A 22462-nucleotide genomic window follows, 5' to 3' on the forward strand; every position below is an offset into this window, starting at 1 on the left:
CCAAGCAAAGCTCAGTGCAATCGCAAGGCAACTCAACGAACGCCCTCGCAAGACCTTGCAATATCAAACGCCAGCAGAGAAGTTCGCAGAGTGTGTTGCGTCGACCGGTTGAGATCGCCGCTCAAACCTGACTTTCGCCGCATCTGCGAAATAGCCAATCCATTTGTAGGAAGAGCAGACCTTCACAGAAGAAGTAAAATGGGCGATAACTTGATCGTCCATGCATCTCTTTGGGCGGTGACCATATACGCTCGTCGTTTCACAACATGAGGCGGCCCCAACAACCGGGCCGCCTCATGTCACAGTTTACTTAGCCGCCGTTGGTGTTGGCTAGCGCGGGTTGGGCGAACGGATTGGCCTCTTTGGTCAGATCCTGCGCACCCGTTCCCGGAATCAATTCAAACCCGAGATCAAACTGGTCCAGTACCGAGGCCAGTTGATCCAAGACGGACGTATCGCCTGTAGATTTAGCAATATCGTCACCGATCAGGTCAAGGAGGCGCACTTCTCCGGTCATCACCTTTTCGAGGTCAGAGCGATTGATTTCGACACTCAACGTCGCGTCGTCATCGGTGTAACCCACGATATGAGTCAGGGTCGCGTTGCTCAACTCAACCACGATCTTTTCCTCAATATCCGGCATGACCAGATTGATGGTAAAGTTCATGTCAGCTGCTTTTTCGCTGTTCAAACGGATGGCAAGGAAATCGAGCCACATCGAAGTTGGCATCGCCTTGATTGTGTCAGGCCCCGTGGTTTCGATCGACGCCCCCTCTGGAACACCGTTGCGCAGTTCGTAAGCCGCAGCGAGGAAAGAGTTGCGCACGGAGGGGCTCTCTTTTTGATACCCGATTTGCTCAAACGCATCGGCCAACATGTCTTTGGCGTCCTGATTCTGAGGCTCTGCATAGACCAGTTTGTTCAGAATTTCGGTCGCTTCCAGATACATACCACCATCAACAAGCTCTTGACCTTTGGCAAGAATTGGCGCGGCTCCACCCATCATTTCCACATAAAGCGGCGCGGAATCTTTGGGGGAAAGCGGGATGAGCGTTGTTGGGTTTGCATCCCAATATCCAAGATACCGGTTGATCACCGCACGAGAGTTATGTTCGACCGAGCCGTGATAGCTGCGCGCCGACCACTGATTTTGAAGGCTCATAGGCACTTCATAGACATTGTGAACCTCGTTGACGGTGACGCCTTTATTGGCGAGGTTCAACACACCATTGTTGAGGTTGGCATAGGTATCACGTTGCGAACGCATGACTTCTTGGATGCGCTCATTGCCCCAACGCGGCCATGAATGCGATGCAAACATAACTTCGGCGTCTTGGCCGAAGGAATACAGCGCAGCGTTGATATGTTTGGACCAGCTGAGCGCATCGCGTACCAAAGCGCCACGCAGAGTATAGATATTGTGAATGGTGCCCGTGATATTTTCCGCAGCCCAGAATGCTTTGAGATCAGGGAAATAAGTGTTCATCTCGGCGGGAGCTTCGGTGCCGGGCGTGTTTTGGAAAATCATTTTGACGCCATCGATGGTGATCTCTTCGATATCATCCGAAACGTATCTTGTTGGTTCGATTAAGCCTGTTGTGCCGGACGAAATGTTTTTGCCGATGGACTGGTCAACGTGGCCTTCAGGGCCGCGCGGCAACAAAACACCATATTGAAAGAACAGGCGGCGATTCATCGCGTTACCCGCATAGACGTTCTCGGAAACTGCGTGTTCCATAAACCCGACAGGCGCAATGACTTCTACGCCATTCGCTACGTCTTCGTCACTGATCACACCGCGCACACCACCATAGTGATCCGCATGCGAGTGCGAATAGATCACAGCCACAACCGGACGCTCACCAACAGTATCGTTGATCAATTTCAGAGCGGCCGCGGCGGTTTCTTTTGACGCCAGAGGATCAAAGATGATCCAGCCTGTGTCGCTTTTGATAAAGCTGATGTTGGACAGGTCAAAGCCACGCACCTGATAGATGTTATCTTCTAGAATCTCGAACAGGCCGTAGTTCATGTTCAAGAAAGCTTGGCGTTGAAGCGACGGGTGGATGGTATCAAACTTTTCGTCGCCGAGCAGGAACTCATAGCTTTCCATATCCCACGCAACAGAACCGTCTTCGGTTAGAATCTGTTTGAAATCCGGAGTTGCCAGCAAGCCGCGACGGCTTTCCTCATAATCACGCTCATCTTCAAACGGAAGCAAGCCGCGCTGCTCATTCTGAAAATCGATGGTGAATTGCGACGGCTGTTTGCCTTTGGGGTCAAAGTGATCTTGGGCAAATGCAACACTGGCAGTAAGTGCCAGAAGGGACCCGATCAGGGTCGATTTTATAGTCGGATTAGAAATCTGTGGCCGTACCATATTGGAACGCCTCCTATTTGTCTGTTGTAGAGAAAGTGGCTGTGAAGTTCGTCAAACGTGATTCTCAGGCGAAGCCTTGCGGTTGCGCCCCTGCGCGCCTAACTACAGCGCGAGGCCTTGAGCGGAAGTACGAACATGTTTGTACCCGTTGCGGATTGGGTGTATCTCAGGCCGCAATTAGTTATTTGTAATAATGCCTTGTCGCAAATACGGAGCTGCCGGAAATTTACGCCGCGCTGATGGATGACACTATGGACCAAGAGTTTTCAACCGCCGACATTCGGCTTCAACTGGCGCGTATTCTGCAAGGGGATGATTTTTCAGCCTCAGCCCCGCGGCGGGTGTTTCTACAGTTTATTGTCGAGGAAACTCTGGAAGGTCGGGGAGCGCGGCTAAAAGGCGTGACCCTTGCGCAGACCGTTTTCGGGCGTGACGAAACTTTCGAACAGCAAAACGATCCCGTTGTACGCTTAGAGGCCCGTCGTCTGCGCAGCGATCTGGATCGGTATTATGCGGGATCCGGTCGCTGGGATGCGATCCGAATTTCGATCCCAAAAGGCGGATATACACCGCGGTTTGAGCCGCAAGAAACGCACCAACCATTGCCGCTTGGCGCAGCTCCTGCTGCTCCGAGTTCTGGCCCTTCCGGCATCAAAAATACGCTGATAATGGCCGTGGCGGCCTTGCTCGTCGCGACCGCAGCCCTGGCTTGGTCCCAGTTAACGCCGCGCGACCAGACGTCCGCGTTGGATGCGCCCAAAGGTCCGGTCATTGCGGTTTTGCCCTTTCTGCATCTGAGCGAAGATCCGAAACGGGCATATTTCGCACAGGGAATAACCCAGCAGCTTACGACCGAGCTGGTCCGGTTTCGCGATTTATGGGTTTTGCCACTGGGCACCATTGCGCAGCTAAATTCCACATCCAGCGATCCTCAAGCTTTGGCCCAAGAGCTCGGAGCCGAATTCGTTCTGGAAGGGAGCGTTATGGAAACCGGCGAAACCCTAAGCATAGCCGCGAGGTTGATCGACCTAAATACCGGACGTTATATTTGGGTGCGCGACTACGAGACCGACACAACCCCAACTGAAATTTATGCGACCCAAGACAAAATCATTCAGGATGTGGTTGGCAACCTCGCTGGAAAATACGGGATTTTGGCAAAGAAAGCGATGGAAACAGCAGAGAGAAAAGCGCCAAATCATCTGGATGCCTATGATTGCGTGCTGCGTTATTATCGCTACCAAATCGCGATAGACCTGCGTCGACACCCTGAAATCAAAGCCTGCGTTGAGCAGGCAACCCGCACCGACCCCGATTATGCGGAGGCATGGGCCGTGCTCTCAAACTTGTATATGCAGGAAATCCGCTTTGAGTTGGGAACGGAGCCAAAAACCTCGCTCCGCAATGCAAAACACGCGGCCAATCGCGCCGTAGAATTGGACCCTGAATCTTCTGCGGCCCATCTCATGCTTGCGAATATTTATTTTGCGCTGGGGGATATTACCGGCTTTAAAGATGCGGGAAGAACTGCCCTCTCGCTCAACCCAAATAGCAGCACGGCTCTCGCACATTACGGCATGCGTCTTGCGTTTAGCGGCGCGTGGGACGAGGGGATATTACTGGTTGAGCGCGCCAAAACGCTGAATCCTGTGCATCCCAATTGGTTCTCTTTTCCAGAGGTTTTTTCACTTTATAACCGCCGGGAATACCAACAGGTGCTTGCGCTTCTCGAGACGATCGACATGCCTGATTTCTTTTGGGTACATCTGTTTCAGGCCGCCAGTCATGGACAATTGGGCAACAACAAGCAGGCACAGTTAGCTACTGAGAAGCTGCTTGTGCTCAAGCCCAATCTTGTCGCTAGAGCGTCGGCGATCATCCAAAATTGGCAACTGAGCAAGGAATTTGACCGGCATCTCAAGCAGGGCCTTCGTAAGGCGGGATTGGACTTGCCGACGTGATCTCGATGTCAAAGGACGATTCTGTCGCATTTGCGCGGCTCTGTCCCACGGCTGTTTGATACCCCCATCAAGGTTGGTGACGCGCGCGAATTATCCGACGGGTCCGACGTTTTGGTTGTGACCTCTGGTATCTGTACCGAGGAGGCGATGCGCGCACTATCGGCGCTGGCCGATGCGGGCCTGTCGATCCGATATTCACTGGACTTGTCCCGCTTACGTTCCAGTCTCCCAACTCATTTATGTAGATTTTCGTTCAAAGGCCAAGGGGCTTTTGCCCCCCAGCGATGAATGGCGGCGGCGCGGGTTATAGAATCCGTTGATATACTGGAATATGGCCCCTTCGGCTTGGCGTCTTGTTTCCCAACGATTGCGCCAGGTCAGCTCAGTCTTGATGGATTTGAAGAACGTCTCCACCATAGAATTGTCGTAACAATTTCCTTTACCACTCATTGATACTTTGAAACCATGTTTGGATGGCAGACCTTAACGCCCAATTAATGCTGCGGCAACGCGTGAATGTCCGCTTTGACGGACTGCGCCGCAGCATTTGAGGCTTTCGTGAACGGCAGGTTTGGGCCGTTCGCGTCAAAGCCGTGGCTCTCAATAGATGCAAACGCAGCGAAAGTCGGCTAGGATCCCAAATTAACCTATGCTGCATACGAAAAATGGCCTTGATTGTTGACTGTTTGTAAATTTACCTCGTAAGCTATCGAGCGCGCCAAGCCCTGCAAAGATCTGGCTATGATTGAGTTGTCCAATGAAAAGCATTGAGATCGAAGTATGCAAAACTTTGCCACCCAAAGAGGACCTCTCGGGCATCTTATCCCAATATTATGATTTCGCTGTCCACCGCATGCGAGACATTGGCTTCGATATCCCCCCTGCTGCTCCGCAAAGCGCGATTGCAGAGTTTTGGGCCAATTCGGACGACTACTTACCTCCTGAGGGCTGTCTCGTCTTGGCGCGAAAAAGCACGGGAGAAGTCGTTGGATGCGGTATGTTGAAACGCTTCGATCAACACACAGGTGAGTGGAAGAGGCTCTTTGTCTCCGAAGACACGAGAGGGACTGGCACAGGTAGAGCATTGATCGAAGCTCTGGATCTCGCGGCGCGAAACATGGGCTTGAAACGTCTGATCGCAGATACACTTACACCTAATGTTGAGATGAGGGATCTTTTTCCGAAGCTTGGATTTACAGAGTTGGATGAGCCGATAAGAACAACAACGTACAATGAACAACCAATGCTACGCCCCTATATGCACTATTTTTCAAAAGACCTCTGACGGTCCGTCGCCTAGCAATGTTCGCATTGGGATGATTGTATTTGGGCGGCAAACCAACGACGGCTAAGTCCGCATAGCCGCCGCTCGCCCCCCGATTTGACGTTGATTTCGTGTGCAAACGCAGCGAATGTCGGCTATGAGCACAGTTGCTAGACTAAATCAATTTCAATCCATAGAGCAGATGCCAAATGAAGCTGGTTCGCGTTTGCACTTCGTCAAAACACTCCTGCGTTTCCGTAAAGGTACTCGGCTGACTTGGAACGAATGCAGGACACATGTTTAAGATATTGGCATAGTTGATATTTTCAAGTCGAACTATCGTTGATCCAAACCAGATCAAAAGAACAAAAAGCAAGAAGATTATTAGATTTTTCATTTAAATTTCAATCCGAACAGGTTGACGTAAAGAACCAGAAGAGCGGAATTCGTTTAGAATTTCCAACGGCAGTTATGTCCGGCTTGGCGGGCATCAGCGCATCGTGCCGCGAAGGTCCACAAGGAGCCCTCAGTATCGAAGGGCCAGTACCGAAAGGGCGATCAAAGCGAGACCAAGAAGAGAAGACCGAAAATCAGAAAAGCGGCGATGCTAACCCGAACAAGGGCGATTTTCCAAGAAAAACTCGTAGGCAGCAGTAAAGGGCTATTTCGATCAATTTTCTTGGCGTCAACGCCAGTTTCCAGCGCAAGAGCTTCTGCAAATCGTTCCCAAAGCGTTTGGCTGGACAACTCACTGGCAGGAAGCACTTTTTGCAGAGACATGAACACATCGCCCGCAGTTTCCCAAGATGATGCATCATTGTAATTGAGTTTTATAGCGAAGACCCGTTCGACATTCTCGATAGCATCAACTTCATCACCGTCTCCTGCAAGACCTACGCTTATCGGTGAGTTTCCGTTCATTCAGTTGTATTCCGTACATCCATAGCAAGACACTTATATACCGAGCTAACAACTATATAGATTGAGCTTAAAACTATTCGGGCATGGGCGAAAGCACAGTCGCTTTGTCCGCACACCGACTTTTCAGCCAGCAAAAATGCTGCACCATGCACCAATGTCCGCTTCGACGGGCCGCACTGCAGCATCTTGAGGTCATGGCTAATGGCGGGTCTGGGCCGGAAGCGTCGCCTAAATTAGGGCTCAATTCGAAACCATCGTGCTAACGCAGCATTCGTCACTAAGGGCGGTGAGCCGCCATTCGCTGCACTCGGCATCAAGGTCTGCTATGCGCAGAAATCGCCCTTTGCAAAGCCCTAATCAATGATCTCGAAGGAGGGCTGAAACCTGCACCATTGTCACTAGTAGATCTTATGCCGCGACGCAGCTTTTCTAAACCAGCCATTCGTGCATCACGCAGCATCATGGCTGGCTCCGTTTGAAACAGTATCTTAAACAATTTTTCCGAAAATCGCGCTGTGGTGTACTTTGTCGAGCATTCGCGGTAGGCGTTTGGAGATGCGATGTCGTATCTGGCACGCATGACTAATTCCAAATAAATTTGGTTTGGCACGCTTTACGGCTGCTTCTCCAGATGATCCGAGAAATCGGACGAAAGGTATATTACATGGAACTTCCAGCAGCGATCCAAGGCGAGTCACTTACACGACTATTACAGGGCTTCGGCCTTGGTGCAGTTGTCGCAATAGGTGTCGGATTTGGTTGGGGTGGCTGGACTTTGGGCAGCACCGCCGCTGAGCAAAGTGCGACCGAAACGTCTGCTGCGGTCGTCGCCGCTCTGGCGCCGATTTGCGTTAAAAACTTCCAAGCCGACTCTCAGGCAACTGTCAACATGACGGAGCTTTTGGCTGAATCAAGCTACAAAAGGGACAATTTACTGGAGGACGCTGGTTGGGCGACCTTCTCGGGAAGTGATGAGCCAACACCAGGAGTTGCGGAAGAATGCGCGCAGCGATTGGCTAAAGTATAATCAAAAAATGCGGTGACCAATATTATTATTGGTCACCGTGCATGTTGAGGACGGCAGGATTATCTCGACTTGAAGGCCGATCTCCCGAATTGAGGCCAATTGATATATGAAGTCGCTAGTGGCCATTGGCGCGTCGCTCATCTGGGTCAAGCTTCTCTTTGCAGTCTAGTTGATGCCTTGATGGCACCGCTGCACGCATGTGTCAGAACGTCATCCATCTCGATCAACGGTCTGACGACACCGCCAAAGCCGCCGTGCTTTACGGTCATCGGAAGACGAATGCCGAAGATTTTCAGCAACCCACGGACTTCGTTGGCAAGATCCATCGTTTTCTTCAGCAATGCCTTGCGTGTGCTGAGCAAAGCACGCACACCGTGCGCCTCTCGGCTCTTCATATGCACCGGACTAAACCAACCGGTGCGCAGGACTTGAGCGATGCCACGTGCATCATTCTTGTCTGTTTTGTTCCGCATTGCCGACAGCGCTGCATTGACCTGACGTGCTTCCATACACACGACGTTAAAACCTTCTGTCTTCAATCCAAAAAGCAGATGTTGGCTCAGAGTGCCCGCCTCAAAGCCTACCCGTTCAATCGGATAGGGAAACGCGGCAAGGCATTCCGCTATGTCCTTGATCTCACACGGTAGCTCGCGTTCAAGCTGCACCGCACCCTTGCCATCAACAATGCAAACCGCACAGGATCGCAGCGATACGTCTATTCCGGCAAAATATTCCATTTCTCATCTCCCTTGTTCACATCATCCTGTGATCTTATCGGGAGCTCGACCTCCGAGCAGAGGGTAGCCCAATTACGCATGCTTTGGGCCCATACTGTGAATCGAATTTTTGCGTTGCATGCGTTCGCAGCACGAGAAATGCCGCGTGAGCGAGAAATCTGATACTGCTGCGCAGCGGGAAAACCAGCCATTCATGAAAGACGCAGCAAGAATGAGTTTGTCAATTCACACACCCTCCGGACAAAGCTGCCTTTAGCCAAATTGTCTCAGGAAGGATTATTCTCGCGAAGACAACATGCTAGAAATTGCAATCGAGAACGAAATAACCAATGACAACAAAGCCGTGACAGATAGAAACAAGAAGCTAGTATCCATCTGAAACCCACCGGCCCAAAAGAGCATGACTGGGAGGCCGTGCAAAAGATAGACGGGCATTGTCTCTTGGCCCAACAACGCCAATGGTCTGGAACGCGTTGGCAGCATGGCAAGGAATGATATTGATGCAATGATCCCGACGGCAATCATAACCGCACGGTAACCGATGCCAGGTGTGTGGAGCGGTAAATTCGAATACGGATGGGAACCCCACAGCAACCGTATTGAAATGTAGTCAGAAACGAAAACAGCGACCAAAAATATTGAGACGAACAGAATGCAGAGGGGAACGCGGTATTGCGGCACGGCTTTAAAAATTCGTTTGCCATATAGATGCCCAAAGATGAATGCGGGAAAGAAAACCAGAGTTCTGGACATGCCGAATTCCAATCCAATTTCGTCAATAAACCCTGCGCCTAACGCGAAAGCGACGCTGAGAAGGAGTGGATATGGAAGTCTTACTGCCAGTGGCAATAGAAGTTTCCAGATAAACAGACTGAACAGAAACCAGACGATCCAAACCGGCGATAAAAAGTTGGTTACCCTTTCCGGTGCGAAATATCCAAGCGCAATAAAGTAGACCACTTGGAAAATGAGGAGAGGCACGAGTAGCCGCCTACAAATTTTGAACAAGCCTCTCGCATCCATGCTCGACTTGGACATCATGCCGCTGATCATCGCAAAAGCAGGGATGTGAAACGTATAGATTGCAAAATAAAGACTGCCGCCATAGCCCTCACTCTCAAGCAGATGTCCCCAAACAACCAACAGAATGAGTGACCCGCGTGCAATGTCTGGCAGATTGTTTCTCGCTTCCAAATGCTCCACCTCTTTGAGTTCCTGCTCTTAAAGCATACAACTGTCCGACTATTCTAGTAAGACCACAGCCTGCCTAATGGCTTCAGAATGAAAGATGGTGGGTAAAGCTTGCAGTCGGGACAGCAGTTTGCGCTCAAACCGGCCATGCGGTGATGCAGCACACCGGACTCAAAGAGCTAAATGATGCCTGCCGTTGCGCCCATTTGCGCTCGAATCCCGAAAAACGTTGCGTGACCAGCACTTGCCTGCGTTGCCAACGACAGTCGTTGTCATTGGGACTGAAATTACAGCCGTTCGTGTTTGGCGTAGCGAATTCAGCGGCAGAGCCCGAAGGCGACTTTAGACCTGTTTAGCAGAATGTTATTCTTGGACCGAACGCGTTTGCATTTGGGACAACAGCGCCTGAAGAAACTCTTAATTCAGTGCTTTATCGAAGATACTTTTAAGTACCAGTTTTTTTGAATTTCAAGGCGTGTGCTAAACCTTAGGCAGGCAAGCGCACTAATCCCATTTACTCAGCATTAGGAAAAAAATTGTGACTGCCATATATAAGAAAAACCCGCAGCCACCTACCATGAGGCTCATGAGAATAAATCCCCAGATACCAGGCGTGAAGGAAATACGAATGTGGCTTGGCTCTATATAGAATTGGGCTTCGTTAAAAACACGAAATGAATTGTAAGCGCATTCATTATTATCATTGCTGGAATCATCTTTATCGGCGGTTTCCCACGTGCCTTCATTGCAGGGGAGGGTAAATCAGCGCCAGGTCGGGCAAATTTGAGCAAAGTAAAGCTCAATGTCACGGCAATCATCACGACAATAAGGTTCGCCTCATTCAGCACAAAGTTTTCCGCCAACTCTGCCGAGTAATACTGCTGTACTGTCGCATAATCTGCATCAAATTTTGAAAGCCACGTTCTCGCCTTTGCTGCCGACTGAACCGGCAATAGATTGATCCATGGGGACAGCAGATTGAGGAACGCTACGGTTAGTCCAGGAGCAAGCGCGAGAAGCAGCACGCCAAATCCATCGTTGTGGTCAACTATGCGTAAAAATTTCTTCACTATAGGTCCTTAAACTCGGCTCGTATTCTGTTCTTTTTTGACGAAGTGTGAAAACTCTAAGAGTTTCAATCTGAGTGGCCCAACTTCGAAGACAGGATTGAATATTAGAAATGAAAACAATGACTTTTCACCATCCATAACCCATTGATCTATATAAAGGGAAGGTCGGCATGCCAAGCGTTCAGATGGTTTTGGGAGCTGTCGGTCGCAAGTTCGATTGATTTGGGCGGGGTGGATTTCTTGTGTCGGCCAGCAATTTTGGTGCTGCCATATACTCATCGTTTGCAACGTATCGAGTAATTATGGGTAAATGCGGGCACGTTTCATGGCGGGGCAGGATTGAATTTCGTTCATTTCAAAATTATTTCACCAAACGTAATTACGATTTTTTCACGAAATTTATTTGCAACCAATTGAAATGATTTACAAAGCGTTGCCTCTCACCCGCACCAGTATTTTCGATTTTTCCCTTATTTCGTTCGCCACTTGGTGAATCTTCGCTTGCGGTAGAGCTACTGTGCAGTATCTCGCTAGAGGTGAATGTCGGTCTCTACTGGAAGTAGACGTGTTCACTTGGGCGGAAGGCGCACATTCGCTGCAACCTACCTCAAGTCCTGCTGTGTGACTAAACACCAATGACTTGACGGTCGAAATCTCTTTGGAATGGCGCCGTCGCTGATCAAAACACCAATAGTAAATATCGCGAAAATGAGGCCGAGCCCAAGCGTCCAAATATCAAATAACAGCATTAACCATCTCTTCATATGCGGCAGGGTCAATTGATGTATTATCCAAGGCAGAGAAGCTGAAGAAAATGGAATAAGTTGAATGCGGCATTCATACAATTTAACGGAATGCCAAACTAATCACCACTTCCGATTTGAGGTCAGAGCCGCCTAGGAACACAGGAATTGTTGTGATGATGAGGTTGGGAAAACTTAGGGGTACCCCGTCGGCATCATTGTGGTCGTAAGTGAACCGAACCTGTGTTTCGCGGTTCAGTGAGATGGTCAGATCACTGGTCTCGTAAATTTTGAACTGTTTGGGGAGGGCGAGCAGCCTTGTGCTTGCCCCAACGCGCGGTTGGAACGCCTTTGGGGTATTGGTCCCTCGGCATGATAATCGGCACTACAGGTGAGGTGTTGACGATGGTTCAGAAGGATCGCGCCCAAGCCAACCCGAAAGAACTCAACAAGACCAGACAGGAGCGGAGGAACAGAACAAATACGAACAGCACTTGTCAGATTTCTTCTAATAAAATCAAAGTAGAGCGGAGGAGAGGCAACGTTTTGCCAATTATTTCATTGAGTTGCGAAAAATTTCGTAAATTGATCGTTGATATATTTGACGGATTATTTTTCTATACCGCTTGAATGCCACACTTTTCCAGCAACGTAAAAACAAGAATCGAGCTGGCATTTTCCTCGCATTAGCGTCAAAGGCGGATTATGGGCCTTCGCTATAAACTGCAAGACTGCCGCAGGTCCGAACGGAATTAAGCTAACAAAAATCGATGCGGAACCATCCTTATTGAGACTAAATCGATTGTGGGTATTTTTAGGGCCGGTTATTTGATATTTACGATTTTTGCGAATAAATTTGTTGGGGGACATTATGTTGAGGATGCTTTTGTCGCGTAGGTTTTGGGCAAGACTCTCTCTGACCGTTATCGCCGTGGCTGTGCTGAGCGCTTGCGTTCCAAACGAGACCGAAACTCCCGCTCCCGCAAAAGAAGCACCTCTAGATAATTCCGACCTTTATCCAACTACCCTTTCTGGGAAGAGTGAAGTTTTGCGAATGGAACCCTACTTTCCCTTTGGCATTCAAAAGACCTGCGGGGACGAATATCCCAGACTGAGGTTGGCGAATGTTCGGGAGAATCCCGAGCAAGGAAATATTTCTCTTTGGGAAACTAATTCTAAAACAGTAAACACAGATCGTTATGTGCTTTGGCATGCGCCAAGCGCCTGTGGTTTTCTTGTTGAAACTCCCGCCGACGACGATGAAGGACCGTTTTCTACCGGAGGCTACATACTCCTACACGATATGGGTGGCGGAATTACCCACGCTGGCTCACCCACAATTTCCGTCGAGGGAATGGCTTTTTCAAGGCCAACATATTTCGGTATAACTCCCCGCGATATTGCGAACATTCAAGCGGCCCATAGTGAAAAACTTCTGGAGTGCCGAGCGCAAACAGATGGGTCTCGAAGTGAGTGCGAAGACCTAACCCAAAAGTGGGCGTGGACGAACACCGCTGTCCTCGGCATCGCTTTCGATCGCTCAGAGAAAAAAGATAGCGTAGTCCTTTTCATGATCGATGATCGCCTGTGGTGGGCAGGTCGTGAAATCAAATAGTGCTGCCCATTTTGGTTTGTCTAGCAAGAGCTGAACGGCGCGCCGGATGCCCGTTTTCTTGTAAATCTGGGTGATTTTTGTTCGCCGCATGGAATGCGTGCCGCAATCCACCATAATTGATCCTCTGCATCCGCGCGTGCGCGCCGTTTTAAATCGTTCCGCACCTTGCAGAGATCTTCGACCGTGACGCTGCTGAAGTCTTTTCCTTGCGTTTTGTTTTCGCAATAACGAATGGCGGCAAAGTACCGATCTACAGCCTTGTCGTTGTGCCTATTTGCGTAGACCTGCCTGTTGTAAATAATTCGGTCATTCGCAAACCAAGGGCTGGCGCATTGGTGCCCTCTTTGATCCAAATGCCGCCGGAGACTCTGCTGTTGGCTTCGCCTAAGCTGTTCAAATAAGGTGTCTAAAAATCTCAGAGTATTCATCACCTTGACACAACAGAACCAAACAGTATGAATATTTACATATTGACATGTCAGCGACCCATTTCCCGCCCGAAAATGCAGAACTCCTTCAGTTTTAGGCTGCAAAATTCTTAAAAAATGGAGCGTCTAATCTTTAGAATTAAAACGTTTAGGAGGAAATATGGCATTGATTATGTCGCACGCCGATTGGATGAAGAATACATATTCGTTAACGAGTCCACGGAGTGCTGCGCTCAAAGCGATTGATCAAGCATTGATGGTTCGAAATGAATCTCAGGCAAAATTTGCGCTGGTTAGCTGGATAAATGCGCAGAACTCAAAGAAACAGAATTGGCACAAAAGCGTCAGGAATTCTAAAGGCGCGGTGGCGGACCTCTACAAGCAGCTTAACGTTTTAGGTTCTGAGGTAAGTTTTGATAGTTTGGGGGATGAGTGGGAAGACTTTTTCGCCAAGAACGAGATCCGCAAGCTCCAGAACGCCGCCAAGGCGAAGATGTTCGATGGGAAGAAGCTGGAACTGAAACACAGCGTTTTTGGCGTGGCCCGAGCCAAAAAAGATGATTTCTGGTCGAAAACGGAGGCGGTTGCTAAGTCTTCAGCTGGTGTTAGCTATAAGGCAGCCAAAGCGACTAAAAAGTTTGGCAGCCTTGCAAGTAAGATCGAGGACACGATCGAGTTGATAACCACAGGTATTTCCGACGGCCCCAAAAAAGAGATCATCGGAGCCGTGTTCGGTTCAAGTGCCCAAGAGTTCGCGATCAGTGCGGCGCCACTTTTTGGCTTGGTCACATCCGGTGGAAAAGCTGTGCTTGGCTGGAATGACGTTATTAAAACCATCGATAGCGCGGAAAAAATGATGAAGATTCGCCCCTCTATCCGCATGGGGGACCCCTCCGAAGCTCTGACGGCAATCAGTCAAATTTTGGACCGACAAATCAGTTACAAAGCAAGAAAAGCCGGCATCCACTCCGGCGCATTCGCTGCGAAAGGTCTTGGCCTCCTAATCGATGGTGGCGCTGCGACAAACACGGTGGCCGGTGCATGCGAAACCGTCGCTGTTTTGCTAAACCAGCTGGCCGATTTTGTTGCTGACGTGCGAGAAATGGAGGCGGCCAACGAGCTTATCGCTGCCAAGGAATTCGACCTAAAGCTCTTTGAGACCTGCCCAATCTTGGGCTGTTATTATATCTCGATTCAGGACCATTCGAGCATCATGGATTTCAACTTTGAGAACATGGGCAAGCAGAACTGGCAGCAAGAGGCGCTGCGCCTGAAATATGCAATTGATCCAGTGATTAAAAAATCGCAACAGTTGATCGAAAAATCAAGAATTGAAATTCCTGGCATGGCCTCGGCCAAGGGCGTTTACCAAAGCTCTAGGATGCAAAGATTTAACGTGTGGACCATGTCTAAAGGTTTGGGGCGCGCTTGGTAAACATCTGCTTCAAAAGGGGGCAGTTCATCGCGGATTGGGCCGTACGTGAAAACCGTGTGGAAAAGCACGATTTTTGCAAGTTGAGCGCCTAGGAACTATAAAAGGTAGGTGGCGGGGTAGAACAAGGCGCCGCCACCCGCCGATAGCTTAACGATGTGTAGAGCGAGGAGCCCGAGCTCTTTGTTTTTACCAGCTCGGATATGCTCAAAAATACAGTGTGCGATGTCTCTTAAAGTCATCCCCCAGCACCCTATAGATCGCGTGCGACATGCAGTAGATGCTATTTTACACAGACGACCTTGGACAGAAGTTCAGCGAAAATGGATCGACGGGATCGGGCGCCAGTTTGAAATGGCAACTGTCGTGGACCGCTAGGCCTTTGATGCTAAACCCTTCGCCTCGCAGGCAAAAAGGGCGGAATGGAGACCTTCGCTCCACTAGCGCCGCAGCCAATTCAGTAGTGAAAAGCGGACATTATAGGACCCTAGTTTTTAGAGCCTCAATCATTAACGCCGTCGTTCCCCCAAAAACGGACTTCCTGCACTAAAGGTTGCTCGTCAGGAGTGCTATCCTTTCCCGCGTAGAAAAATCAAGATGGCGGTGGAGCAATGCAAAGTAGTCCAAACCCGTAGAAAGATCCTTGCTGACGTTGCTCAGTTGATCGGCTAACAGTTTTGCAGCGCCGCCCGTCGAAATCACTGGTACTAGAGACGCTCTTGGCTGGAGTTCTTTGAATAGGTCAAATTCTTCTAGGATGCCGCCCATCCCACCAAGGAATACAGCGTCGCTAAATTCATGCTCTGAGAACATCCGACGGCGCATTCCTTACAGGCTTGCCTCCAAGTTGCGGTCGACCTCGTCCGTGTAAACAACGTTTTTGAATAGTTCGTTTTCCTCAAGGTATTCACCGTTGAAAAAGCCCAATTGGTTCCGCGTAACCCACTTTCCGTAATCGACATCCGGGCTTTTGCCACTTCTAATACCATGGGTGTAATAGCGGGATAGCCGCTCCCAACCAACGGTCTCCTTCCAAGCGTCACGTGGACAAGCGCAGAGATGGCGGCATTAATGGCCACGGTGTCTGCGGTGGCTGCATGCTCTGGGCCACGTTTTGGATCAGGCCCCCCTGCGGAAAGGAAAATTGAAGCAGACAAGATTACGCCTCCGGACCCGACAATGAGCAAGCCGCCTCTGATACCTTAATCGAGCGAACGGCTGCAATGTGGTCATTCAACCATTGAAAATGGGCACCCTAAGCTTCGCGAATACCGATGTGATCGTAAACCAGAACTGGGGCTCGAGCCTGATCAGATCGTAGCGCCTTTTCGGCAAGATCGGTCATCCTATTTGGTTTGTGCTCAGGTCAAATAACCCTCAGCACGTGATTGTCTTTCGCTTTTGCGCGCCCGCTTTCTTGACGGGTCCACTTGCTGTCAAAATATGTTGGCGTGTCTAACATGACCATAACGTCAGAAGCGCAAAGACGATGCCATAACACGTCCTGAAATGGTTCACGCTTCAAAATGCCCAACTCGTGTGCTCGGGGTAGATGGCCTTTTTCTCTATCTCAGGCGCTGCATTTATGTATTTCGGGTCCGTCGAAGGGCGCTGATCGTTGGCAGGATGATAGTTGATGAAAACTCTGTGCCTAGCCATAATCACTGATCCTCAAAAATGTTTGTAAAAAGAAAATGAAGATAACATTTCATCGAGGAATGCGATCACCACCGCCAAGATCGGCAATCTCGCCGTGGATACGCTGCAAATCGCGGGATCGGCGGTCACGACGACGGCGAGATCTTATAGTTCTGGGGATGCAGGAATCGCCAGCAGCTACAGCACTGTGGCCACCAAAACCATCACCCGCGTTGCGGGCTATACGTCCCTACTTGAATTCAACTGTTCAATTACGAGTGTGGTTGGGCCGACGGCAAGGATTGCAACCTTCAAGATCAAGCGCGATGGCGTGGAAATCCGCACCGGTGTTTCTGTGACCATTCCGCCAACGGGCACTGGAACGAACACGCTCCAAAGCGCGACGGTGCATGTGGTTCATGAGGATGGAAACACGTCGGGCGGCTCAACCACCTACACCGTTGAGGGCTACGGTCCCTACATAACCGCAAAACAGCGATATCTCGCAATCACACAGACAAAAAAGTGAGGACTTCCGATGGATAACATTCGGTACACAATTTACGACATCGGGACGGGGCAAAGTCTGGAGGTTGGAGAAACACAGGCCGACGCGATCTCGATCATGATGGCCAACTTGCCGGCAAACCACGCGATGATCCCCTTGGAATATGGCGACGAGGATTGGTATTTTGTCAACGGCAAGCCGGTGCCGCGTCCGGCACCTCCGGACCTCGCGATGCGCTGGTTTGGCGTGGTTCTGCCCGATGTCGACGCGCTCAATCCATTGGAGCTGGAGATCAAATCGACTTATGTGAACGGGAGTTTTAACGTCACAGCCCCTCGGGTCGTCTTTGCCCAGCCCGGGATTTATGAGGTGACGCTCAAACAGGCGTGGCCCTTGCGATCGGTGACCGTAACGCTTGAAGTGACGGCGGTACCGGAAGGGATTTCTCTGCCTGAAGGCTTTGTAATTACGCCGGATATCAATGACTTCCGTGCCACCTTTATCACGGCGCTTTATGGGGAAAGCGAAGCGGTCGCGCGGGCGGTTCTGGGCAATCCAGATGACACAACCCGCCAAAGATGGCTGTTGAAACGGGCGATCTATGACCGCGCACTTGCCGGCACGCTGAGCGCTTCCGATCAAGTGGCCTTGGAGCAGGCGGTGAAATATTCCGGCACCTCCACGGCGGACGAGCTGGCGCTGATTGGCCAAAAAGTCGCCTTTGAAAACTGGGTGGTGATGCGCACCGAGGGCATCCGTCAGGAAGCCGAGCGGCGGATGCTGGCGGCAGCCACATGCGATGACGTTCTGCAGGCCGTCGACTGGGCTTATGCCGAAAGCGCGACGGCCGTCGCCGAAGCGCAAACGCTCTAGGCATGCCAAAGGGGCCTGCGCCCCAAACCAATCATGACACCAACCTTGGCGCCAAAATGCGCCTGAACACACGGAGTGCCGATGTGACGGATGACCTATGCGACCAGCGGGGCCAAAGCCCTGCTAAAACCTACTTGGCGCAATTTACGGAAGCGGAGCGTCTTGCGCTGCATTCTCTGGCGGAGATTTTCCAAGACAAGCCCGCGCGCGATGATCTGCGGCGTTTGGTGCAAGAGGGCACGACGCTCAAAGAAATCATTCTCGCCTATCGCACCCAGCGGCGCATGATGTCGTCGCTCAAGGCGGTGGCCTCGCTGATTGCGGTGGTTGGTGCGGCCTATGCGGCGCTCAAGACGCTTGGCGTATTCCCCAAATAATCCAATTGAAACAACAGAAGCGAGGCAAGAATATGAGATTGATTCCAGAATGGAAACAGGTTTTGACCGGCGCATGGTCGGCAATTTTGGCCATCATTGGCGCAGTGGCGATGACGGCGGGCGCGGCGTGGGCATCCTTGCGGCGAGTGCTGTGGCATTGGCCAGTGCGGTTTCCTTTGTTGGCGGTTGGGAAGGAAAGGAAAATCAAGCCTATTGGGACAGCATCGGCAAGGTCTGGACGGTGTGTCACGGCGAAACGCGCGGCGTGGGGCAGGGGGATTACTACACCGATGCGCAATGCGCGGAGATGCTGGCCGAGGGCCTCCTTGAATTTGAACGCCAGCTTGATCACTGTTTGGCGTCACCAATCAATATCCCCGTGAACACGAAGATCGCGAGAATGGCTTGGTCCTAGAACGTTGGCGTCGGTGCGGCCTGTCGCTCAACACTGGTGCGTAAAATGAATGCGGGCGATCTGCTGGGGGCCTGCCATGAATTGCCGCGTTGGAACGAGGTGGGTGGCAAGGTGATCCGTGGTTTGAGCAATCGACGCGGGGCCGAGCGCAAGCAGTGCCTCTCTGGGTTGGGGTGATGCGTCTTCCAAATCCGTGGCTCATTCTTGGCGGCGCTTGGTGGTTCTGCACCGAACATCACCATACCTTGTTCCCTAAATTGGCCACGAGGTGGTTGGCCTTTTTTACTTTTTGAGAAACTGATTGAAAAGATTAACAAATAGTTTACGCACGTAGCATGGGACATCGCTTGACGCGGCGAAAAATGATTTAAAATCGGCGTTTTAGGCAGCAGGCATGGACACCCCTCAACACGAATGCATCGCGTGCATTTGGTGCGGCCCGTCCTGATTGCGCCGTCGATTTCCCCCACATTTCTTTTCACAAGTTCAAACAAGCGAGTACCCTATTCTTATGTCCATTCATTCAGAAACACAGGTCAACACCGAAACAACGAACGCTCAGCAGAAGCAAAAAATCACCGCCCTGAGTGATGGCGGATGGGTGATCACATGGCAGTCCAATACTCAGGATGGCGACAATTACGGGGTCTTTTCGCAGGCCTATAACGCCGATGGTACCGCACAAGGCGTTGAAACACAGGTCAACTCGTATACAGCAGGCCATCAGTTAAACGCAGAGATCGCCGCACTGAGCGATGGCGGATGGGTGATCACATGGGAATCCAATGGTCAGGATGGCAACCTCGTTGGTGTCTTTTCACAAGCCTTTAATGCCGATGGGACCACGCAAGGCAGCGAAACACGGGTCAATACCCACACGACAAGCTCCCAGTACAACCAACAGATCACGGCCCTGAGCGATGGCGGCTGGGTGATCACATGGCAGTCCATTAATCAGGATGCCGAAGGTGGCGGCATCTACGCACAGGCCTATAACGCCGACGGCACGACGCAGGGCGGCGAGACACTGGTCAACACCTACACGACACTGGGCCAGACCGAACCACAGATCGCCGCACTGAGTGATGGTGGCTGGGTGATTACATGGGAGTCCAATGGCCAGGATGGCGAGTCAAACGGCATCTATGCGCAGACCTATAATGCCAATGGCACGCCCCAAGGCGGCGAGGTTCCGGTCAACACCTACACAGTAGGCGATCAGAATACCCCCCAAGTCACCGCACTGAGTGATGGTGGATGGGTGATCACATGGGTGTCCGTTGATCAGGACGGCGACAGACGCGGCGCCTATGCGCAGGCCTATAATGCCGACGGCACGCCCCGAGGCGGCGAGGTACAGGTCAACACCGAAACAACAGGACAGCAACAGTTCCCAACTATCACCGCGCTGAGCGATGGCGGTTGGGTTGTCACATGGACGTCGCCGGATGGCGACATTTACGGCATATATTCACAGGCCTATAACGCTGATGGCTCGCCTCAAGGGATCGAGACTCAGGTCAATACCTCCACAGCTGGTGACCAGTACGGCGACCAGACCGCCGCGCTGAATGATGGCGGATGGGTCGCCATATGGGCTTCACGTGGGCAAGATGGCAGCGATAGCGGCGTCTATGCACAGGCCTATAATGCAGACGGCACGCCGCGAGGCGTGGAGACACAGGTTAATGCCTTCACACTCGGCGATCAGAACTCTCCCCAGATCACCGCGCTGAGCGATGGCGGTTGGGTGATTACATGGACGTCCACTGGCCAGGATGGCAGCAGTAACGGCATCTATTCACAAGCCTATAACGCAGACGGCAGCGTGAACTGGGGTCTGCCCTCAGACGTGACAGCGTTTGAAGCGGCGGCGTCCAGTCTGGATCTCTCTGCGGTACACTTCGGCGATGCAGGTGCGGACGCGACTTTTGCTCTGACGCTCACGGCGGACAGCGGTACGCTGGAAGCGACCTCTAGCGGCACAGTCACCGTGACGGGCAGCGGCACTGGTGCGTTGATCCTGACGGGCCTTCCGGCGGATATCGATTCCTTCCTGAACACCCCCACGGCGATCCAGTATACGGGTGCTGCGGACGTCACCGGAAACAATGCGGCGACGATCAGCATGACTGCCAACGACGGTGGAACGGTTGAAGCCCTTGGTGCGGTCAACGTGGATATCACGCCCGTGTTGGAAACGCAGGTCAATACCAATACCAACAACCAACAAGTCAATCAGCAGATCACCGCTCTGAGCGATGGGGGATGGGTGATCACATGGCAGTCCCTTGACCAAGATGGCGACAGCTACGGCATCTATGCACAGGCCTATAACGCCGATGGCACGACGCAGGGCGGCGAGACGCTGGTCAATACCTTTACTGACGGCAACCAGAACACCCCCCAGATCACCGCACTCTACGGTGGCAGCTGGGTGATTACATGGCGGTCCTTGGGGCAAGATGGCAGCGGTGACGGCGTCTATGCTCAGGCTTATAACGCGTATGGTCAAGCGTTTGGCGGCGAGACACGGGTCAACACCGAGACGGCAGGCGCTCAGTCTTACCAGCAGGTCGCCGCCTTAAGCGATGGTGGATGGGTCATCACATGGGATAGCCCTCAGGATGGCGGTGGTTATGGCGTCTATGCACAGGCCTATAACTACGATGGCACGCCTCAAGGCACCGAAACACAAGTCAACACCGAGACGTCATTAGACCAATTCAACGCTCAAATCGCCAGTCTGAGCGATGGGGGATGGGTGATCTCTTGGCAATCCATTGGTCAGGATGGCGACAGCTACGGCATCTATGCACAGGCCTATAACGCCGATGGCTCCCCGCTTGGCGGCGAGACGCAGGTTAATACTTACACAGCTGGCAACCAAACCGTCCAACAGATCACCGCGCTGAATGATGGCGGATGGGTGATTTCATGGAGGTCCGATGGTCAGGATGGCGACGGCTCCGGCATCTATGCACAGGCCTTTGACGCGGATGGAACGGCCCAAGGCGGCGAGACGCAGGTCAACAGCTATACAACAAGCGAACAATTCGCGCCCCAGATCGCCGCGCTAGAGGATGGCGGTTGGGTGATCACATGGACCTCCACGGGGCAGGATGGCGACTTAAACGGCGTCTATTCACAGGCTTATAACGCCGATGGCTCCCCGCTTGGCGGCGAGACGCTGGTCAACACCCACACTACCGACCAACAAGTTTCCCCCCAGATAACCGCGCTGAGCGATGGCGGCTGGGTGATCACTTGGCTGTCCAATGGTCAGGATGGCAGCAGTTATGGCGTCTATGCGCAGGCCTATTATGCCGATGGCAGCACGCAAGGCGAGGAGACGCAGGTCAACACCTATACTGAAGGCAATCAATACCTCCCACAGATCGCCGCACTAGAGGGTGGCGGGTTTGCGATCACATGGATCTCCTTTGGTCAGGATGGGAGCGACGTCGGCGTCTTTGCCCGCAGTTTTCAGCCTGTCTTGAGTGAGGATGTCGCGGTTACACTCACAGGAGCGCAGATCGCAGGTCACACGCTTACGGCAGAGCTCACAGGTCTCGACACAGACGATCCGCGCTTTACCATTAGCTATGCTTGGACAGCGGATGGGGTGGTTCTCGAGACCACCTCCGACAATACCTTCGCTTTGACCTCCGCGCATGTTGGGTGGGAAGTTGGCGTCACGGTTGTCGTCAATGACGCGCTGTTTGAAACGGCAACGGCACAGGTTTCGTTGGATACGTGGGCGATTGACGATGGCAATCACGACCTGACTGGGACCGTGCTTCTTGTCAGTGACAACGCCGATCCGGCGGTATTTGGGCTGGGGGATACGGTGACTGCGGATGTAAGCGGCTTGGCCGATGA

Annotated in this window: 15 protein-coding genes and 6 pseudogenes; 12 read left to right on the forward strand and 9 right to left on the reverse strand. The window is 51.8% G+C overall.

Features of this window, described 5'->3' with window-relative positions:
• Positions 1-112 (forward strand): annotated as a pseudogene (locus tag AB9F29_RS20235) (IS30 family transposase); the annotation flags it as partial.
• A 198-nt stretch (positions 113-310) separates the two neighbouring features.
• Here the strand turns inward: AB9F29_RS20235 and AB9F29_RS20240 are convergent.
• Positions 311-2380: an alkyl/aryl-sulfatase gene (locus tag AB9F29_RS20240; RefSeq protein ID WP_369757024.1), complete on the reverse strand. Its 2070-nt coding sequence runs from the start codon at positions 2378-2380 to the stop codon at positions 311-313.
• A 251-nt stretch (positions 2381-2631) separates the two neighbouring features.
• Between AB9F29_RS20240 and AB9F29_RS20245 the strand changes: the two genes are divergently transcribed.
• Positions 2632-4341: a hypothetical protein gene (locus tag AB9F29_RS20245; protein WP_369757025.1), complete on the forward strand. Its 1710-nt coding sequence runs from the start codon at positions 2632-2634 to the stop codon at positions 4339-4341.
• A 237-nt stretch (positions 4342-4578) separates the two neighbouring features.
• On the opposite strand, the pseudogene AB9F29_RS20250 reads toward AB9F29_RS20245, so the two are convergent.
• Positions 4579-4812, reverse strand: a pseudogene (locus AB9F29_RS20250) (IS3 family transposase); the annotation flags it as partial.
• A gap of 286 nt (positions 4813-5098) precedes the next feature.
• On the opposite strand from AB9F29_RS20250, the gene AB9F29_RS20255 reads away from it, so the two are divergent.
• Entirely contained in the window at positions 5099-5626 is a 528-nt protein-coding gene (locus tag AB9F29_RS20255; RefSeq protein ID WP_369757026.1) for a GNAT family N-acetyltransferase, read from the forward strand.
• A gap of 537 nt (positions 5627-6163) precedes the next feature.
• On the opposite strand, the gene AB9F29_RS20260 is transcribed toward AB9F29_RS20255, so the two are convergent.
• Entirely contained in the window at positions 6164-6526 is a 363-nt protein-coding gene (locus tag AB9F29_RS20260) for a hypothetical protein (protein ID WP_369757027.1), read from the reverse strand.
• A gap of 664 nt (positions 6527-7190) precedes the next feature.
• Between AB9F29_RS20260 and AB9F29_RS20265 the strand changes: the two genes are divergently transcribed.
• A complete protein-coding gene (locus AB9F29_RS20265) occupies positions 7191-7553 on the forward strand; it encodes a hypothetical protein (protein WP_369757028.1) in 363 nt (120 codons plus the stop codon).
• Positions 7554-7699: 146 nt separating this feature from the next.
• On the opposite strand, the gene AB9F29_RS20270 is transcribed toward AB9F29_RS20265, so the two are convergent.
• From AB9F29_RS20270 to AB9F29_RS20280, 3 genes are all read right to left on the reverse strand, one after another.
• Positions 7700-8290 carry a transposase gene (locus AB9F29_RS20270; RefSeq protein WP_335586739.1) on the reverse strand — a complete coding sequence of 197 codons (591 nt, stop codon included), beginning with the start codon at positions 8288-8290 and terminating at the stop codon, positions 7700-7702.
• 276 nt (positions 8291-8566) lie between these two features.
• The gene (locus AB9F29_RS20275) at positions 8567-9484 is read right to left on the reverse strand and encodes an acyltransferase family protein (RefSeq protein WP_369757029.1); all 918 of its coding nucleotides are present in this window, start codon (positions 9482-9484) and stop codon (positions 8567-8569) included.
• A 638-nt stretch (positions 9485-10122) separates the two neighbouring features.
• A complete protein-coding gene (locus AB9F29_RS20280; protein ID WP_369757030.1) occupies positions 10123-10551 on the reverse strand; it encodes a hypothetical protein in 429 nt (142 codons plus the stop codon).
• Positions 10552-12165: 1614 nt separating this feature from the next.
• On the opposite strand from AB9F29_RS20280, the gene AB9F29_RS20285 reads away from it, so the two are divergent.
• Entirely contained in the window at positions 12166-12909 is a 744-nt protein-coding gene (locus tag AB9F29_RS20285; RefSeq protein ID WP_369757031.1) for a hypothetical protein, read from the forward strand.
• Here AB9F29_RS20285 and AB9F29_RS20290 read toward each other — a convergent pair.
• Positions 12902-13011 (reverse strand): annotated as a pseudogene (locus tag AB9F29_RS20290) (integrase); the annotation flags it as partial. The gene AB9F29_RS20285 and the pseudogene AB9F29_RS20290 overlap by 8 nt on opposite strands.
• Positions 13012-13497: 486 nt before the next feature.
• Here AB9F29_RS20290 and AB9F29_RS20295 point away from each other — a divergent pair.
• On the forward strand, positions 13498-14772 hold the full coding sequence (locus tag AB9F29_RS20295; RefSeq protein ID WP_369757032.1) for a hypothetical protein: 1275 nt from the start codon (positions 13498-13500) through the stop codon (positions 14770-14772).
• A gap of 543 nt (positions 14773-15315) precedes the next feature.
• Here the strand turns inward: AB9F29_RS20295 and AB9F29_RS20300 are convergent.
• Both AB9F29_RS20300 and AB9F29_RS20305 read right to left on the reverse strand, forming a co-directional pair.
• Positions 15316-15696: pseudogene (locus AB9F29_RS20300) on the reverse strand (hypothetical protein).
• Between the two features lie 101 nt (positions 15697-15797).
• Positions 15798-15848: pseudogene (locus AB9F29_RS20305) on the reverse strand (hypothetical protein); the annotation flags it as partial.
• Positions 15849-16522: 674 nt separating this feature from the next.
• On the opposite strand from AB9F29_RS20305, the gene AB9F29_RS20310 reads away from it, so the two are divergent.
• The 6 genes and pseudogenes from AB9F29_RS20310 to AB9F29_RS20335 all read left to right on the forward strand — a co-directional run.
• Positions 16523-16936, forward strand: a complete 414-nt coding sequence (locus tag AB9F29_RS20310) for a hypothetical protein (RefSeq protein WP_369757033.1) — start codon at positions 16523-16525, stop codon at positions 16934-16936.
• Between the two features lie 9 nt (positions 16937-16945).
• Positions 16946-17788: a hypothetical protein gene (locus AB9F29_RS20315; RefSeq protein WP_369757034.1), complete on the forward strand. Its 843-nt coding sequence runs from the start codon at positions 16946-16948 to the stop codon at positions 17786-17788.
• Between the two features lie 56 nt (positions 17789-17844).
• Positions 17845-18165, forward strand: a complete 321-nt coding sequence (locus AB9F29_RS20320; RefSeq protein ID WP_369757035.1) for a hypothetical protein — start codon at positions 17845-17847, stop codon at positions 18163-18165.
• Between the two features lie 49 nt (positions 18166-18214).
• Positions 18215-18580: a hypothetical protein gene (locus AB9F29_RS20325; RefSeq protein ID WP_369757036.1), complete on the forward strand. Its 366-nt coding sequence runs from the start codon at positions 18215-18217 to the stop codon at positions 18578-18580.
• A gap of 12 nt (positions 18581-18592) precedes the next feature.
• Positions 18593-18757 (forward strand): annotated as a pseudogene (locus tag AB9F29_RS20330) (lysozyme); the annotation flags it as partial.
• Between the two features lie 334 nt (positions 18758-19091).
• A partial coding sequence (locus tag AB9F29_RS20335; protein WP_369757037.1) for a beta strand repeat-containing protein occupies positions 19092-22462 on the forward strand: 3371 nt, incomplete at its 3' end.

Source organism: Falsihalocynthiibacter sp. S25ZX9 (assembly GCF_041205405.1).
Lineage (GTDB): Bacteria > Pseudomonadota > Alphaproteobacteria > Rhodobacterales > Rhodobacteraceae > Falsihalocynthiibacter > Falsihalocynthiibacter arcticus.

Excerpts from the sequence above, each read along its gene's own strand:
- AB9F29_RS20240 (WP_369757024.1), bottom strand. The coding sequence starts at position 2,380 with ATGGTACGGCCACAGATTTCTAATCCGACTATAAAATCGACCCTGATC.
- AB9F29_RS20245 (WP_369757025.1), top strand. The coding sequence starts at position 2,632 with ATGGACCAAGAGTTTTCAACCGCCGACATTCGGCTTCAACTGGCGCGT.
- AB9F29_RS20255 (WP_369757026.1), top strand. The coding sequence starts at position 5,099 with ATGAAAAGCATTGAGATCGAAGTATGCAAAACTTTGCCACCCAAAGAG.
- AB9F29_RS20260 (WP_369757027.1), bottom strand. The coding sequence starts at position 6,526 with ATGAACGGAAACTCACCGATAAGCGTAGGTCTTGCAGGAGACGGTGAT.
- AB9F29_RS20265 (WP_369757028.1), top strand. The coding sequence starts at position 7,191 with ATGGAACTTCCAGCAGCGATCCAAGGCGAGTCACTTACACGACTATTA.
- AB9F29_RS20270 (WP_335586739.1), bottom strand. The coding sequence starts at position 8,290 with ATGGAATATTTTGCCGGAATAGACGTATCGCTGCGATCCTGTGCGGTT.
- AB9F29_RS20285 (WP_369757031.1), top strand. The coding sequence starts at position 12,166 with ATGTTGAGGATGCTTTTGTCGCGTAGGTTTTGGGCAAGACTCTCTCTG.
- AB9F29_RS20295 (WP_369757032.1), top strand. The coding sequence starts at position 13,498 with ATGGCATTGATTATGTCGCACGCCGATTGGATGAAGAATACATATTCG.
- AB9F29_RS20315 (WP_369757034.1), top strand. The coding sequence starts at position 16,946 with ATGGATAACATTCGGTACACAATTTACGACATCGGGACGGGGCAAAGT.
- AB9F29_RS20320 (WP_369757035.1), top strand. The coding sequence starts at position 17,845 with ATGCGCCTGAACACACGGAGTGCCGATGTGACGGATGACCTATGCGAC.
- AB9F29_RS20325 (WP_369757036.1), top strand. The coding sequence starts at position 18,215 with ATGGAAACAGGTTTTGACCGGCGCATGGTCGGCAATTTTGGCCATCAT.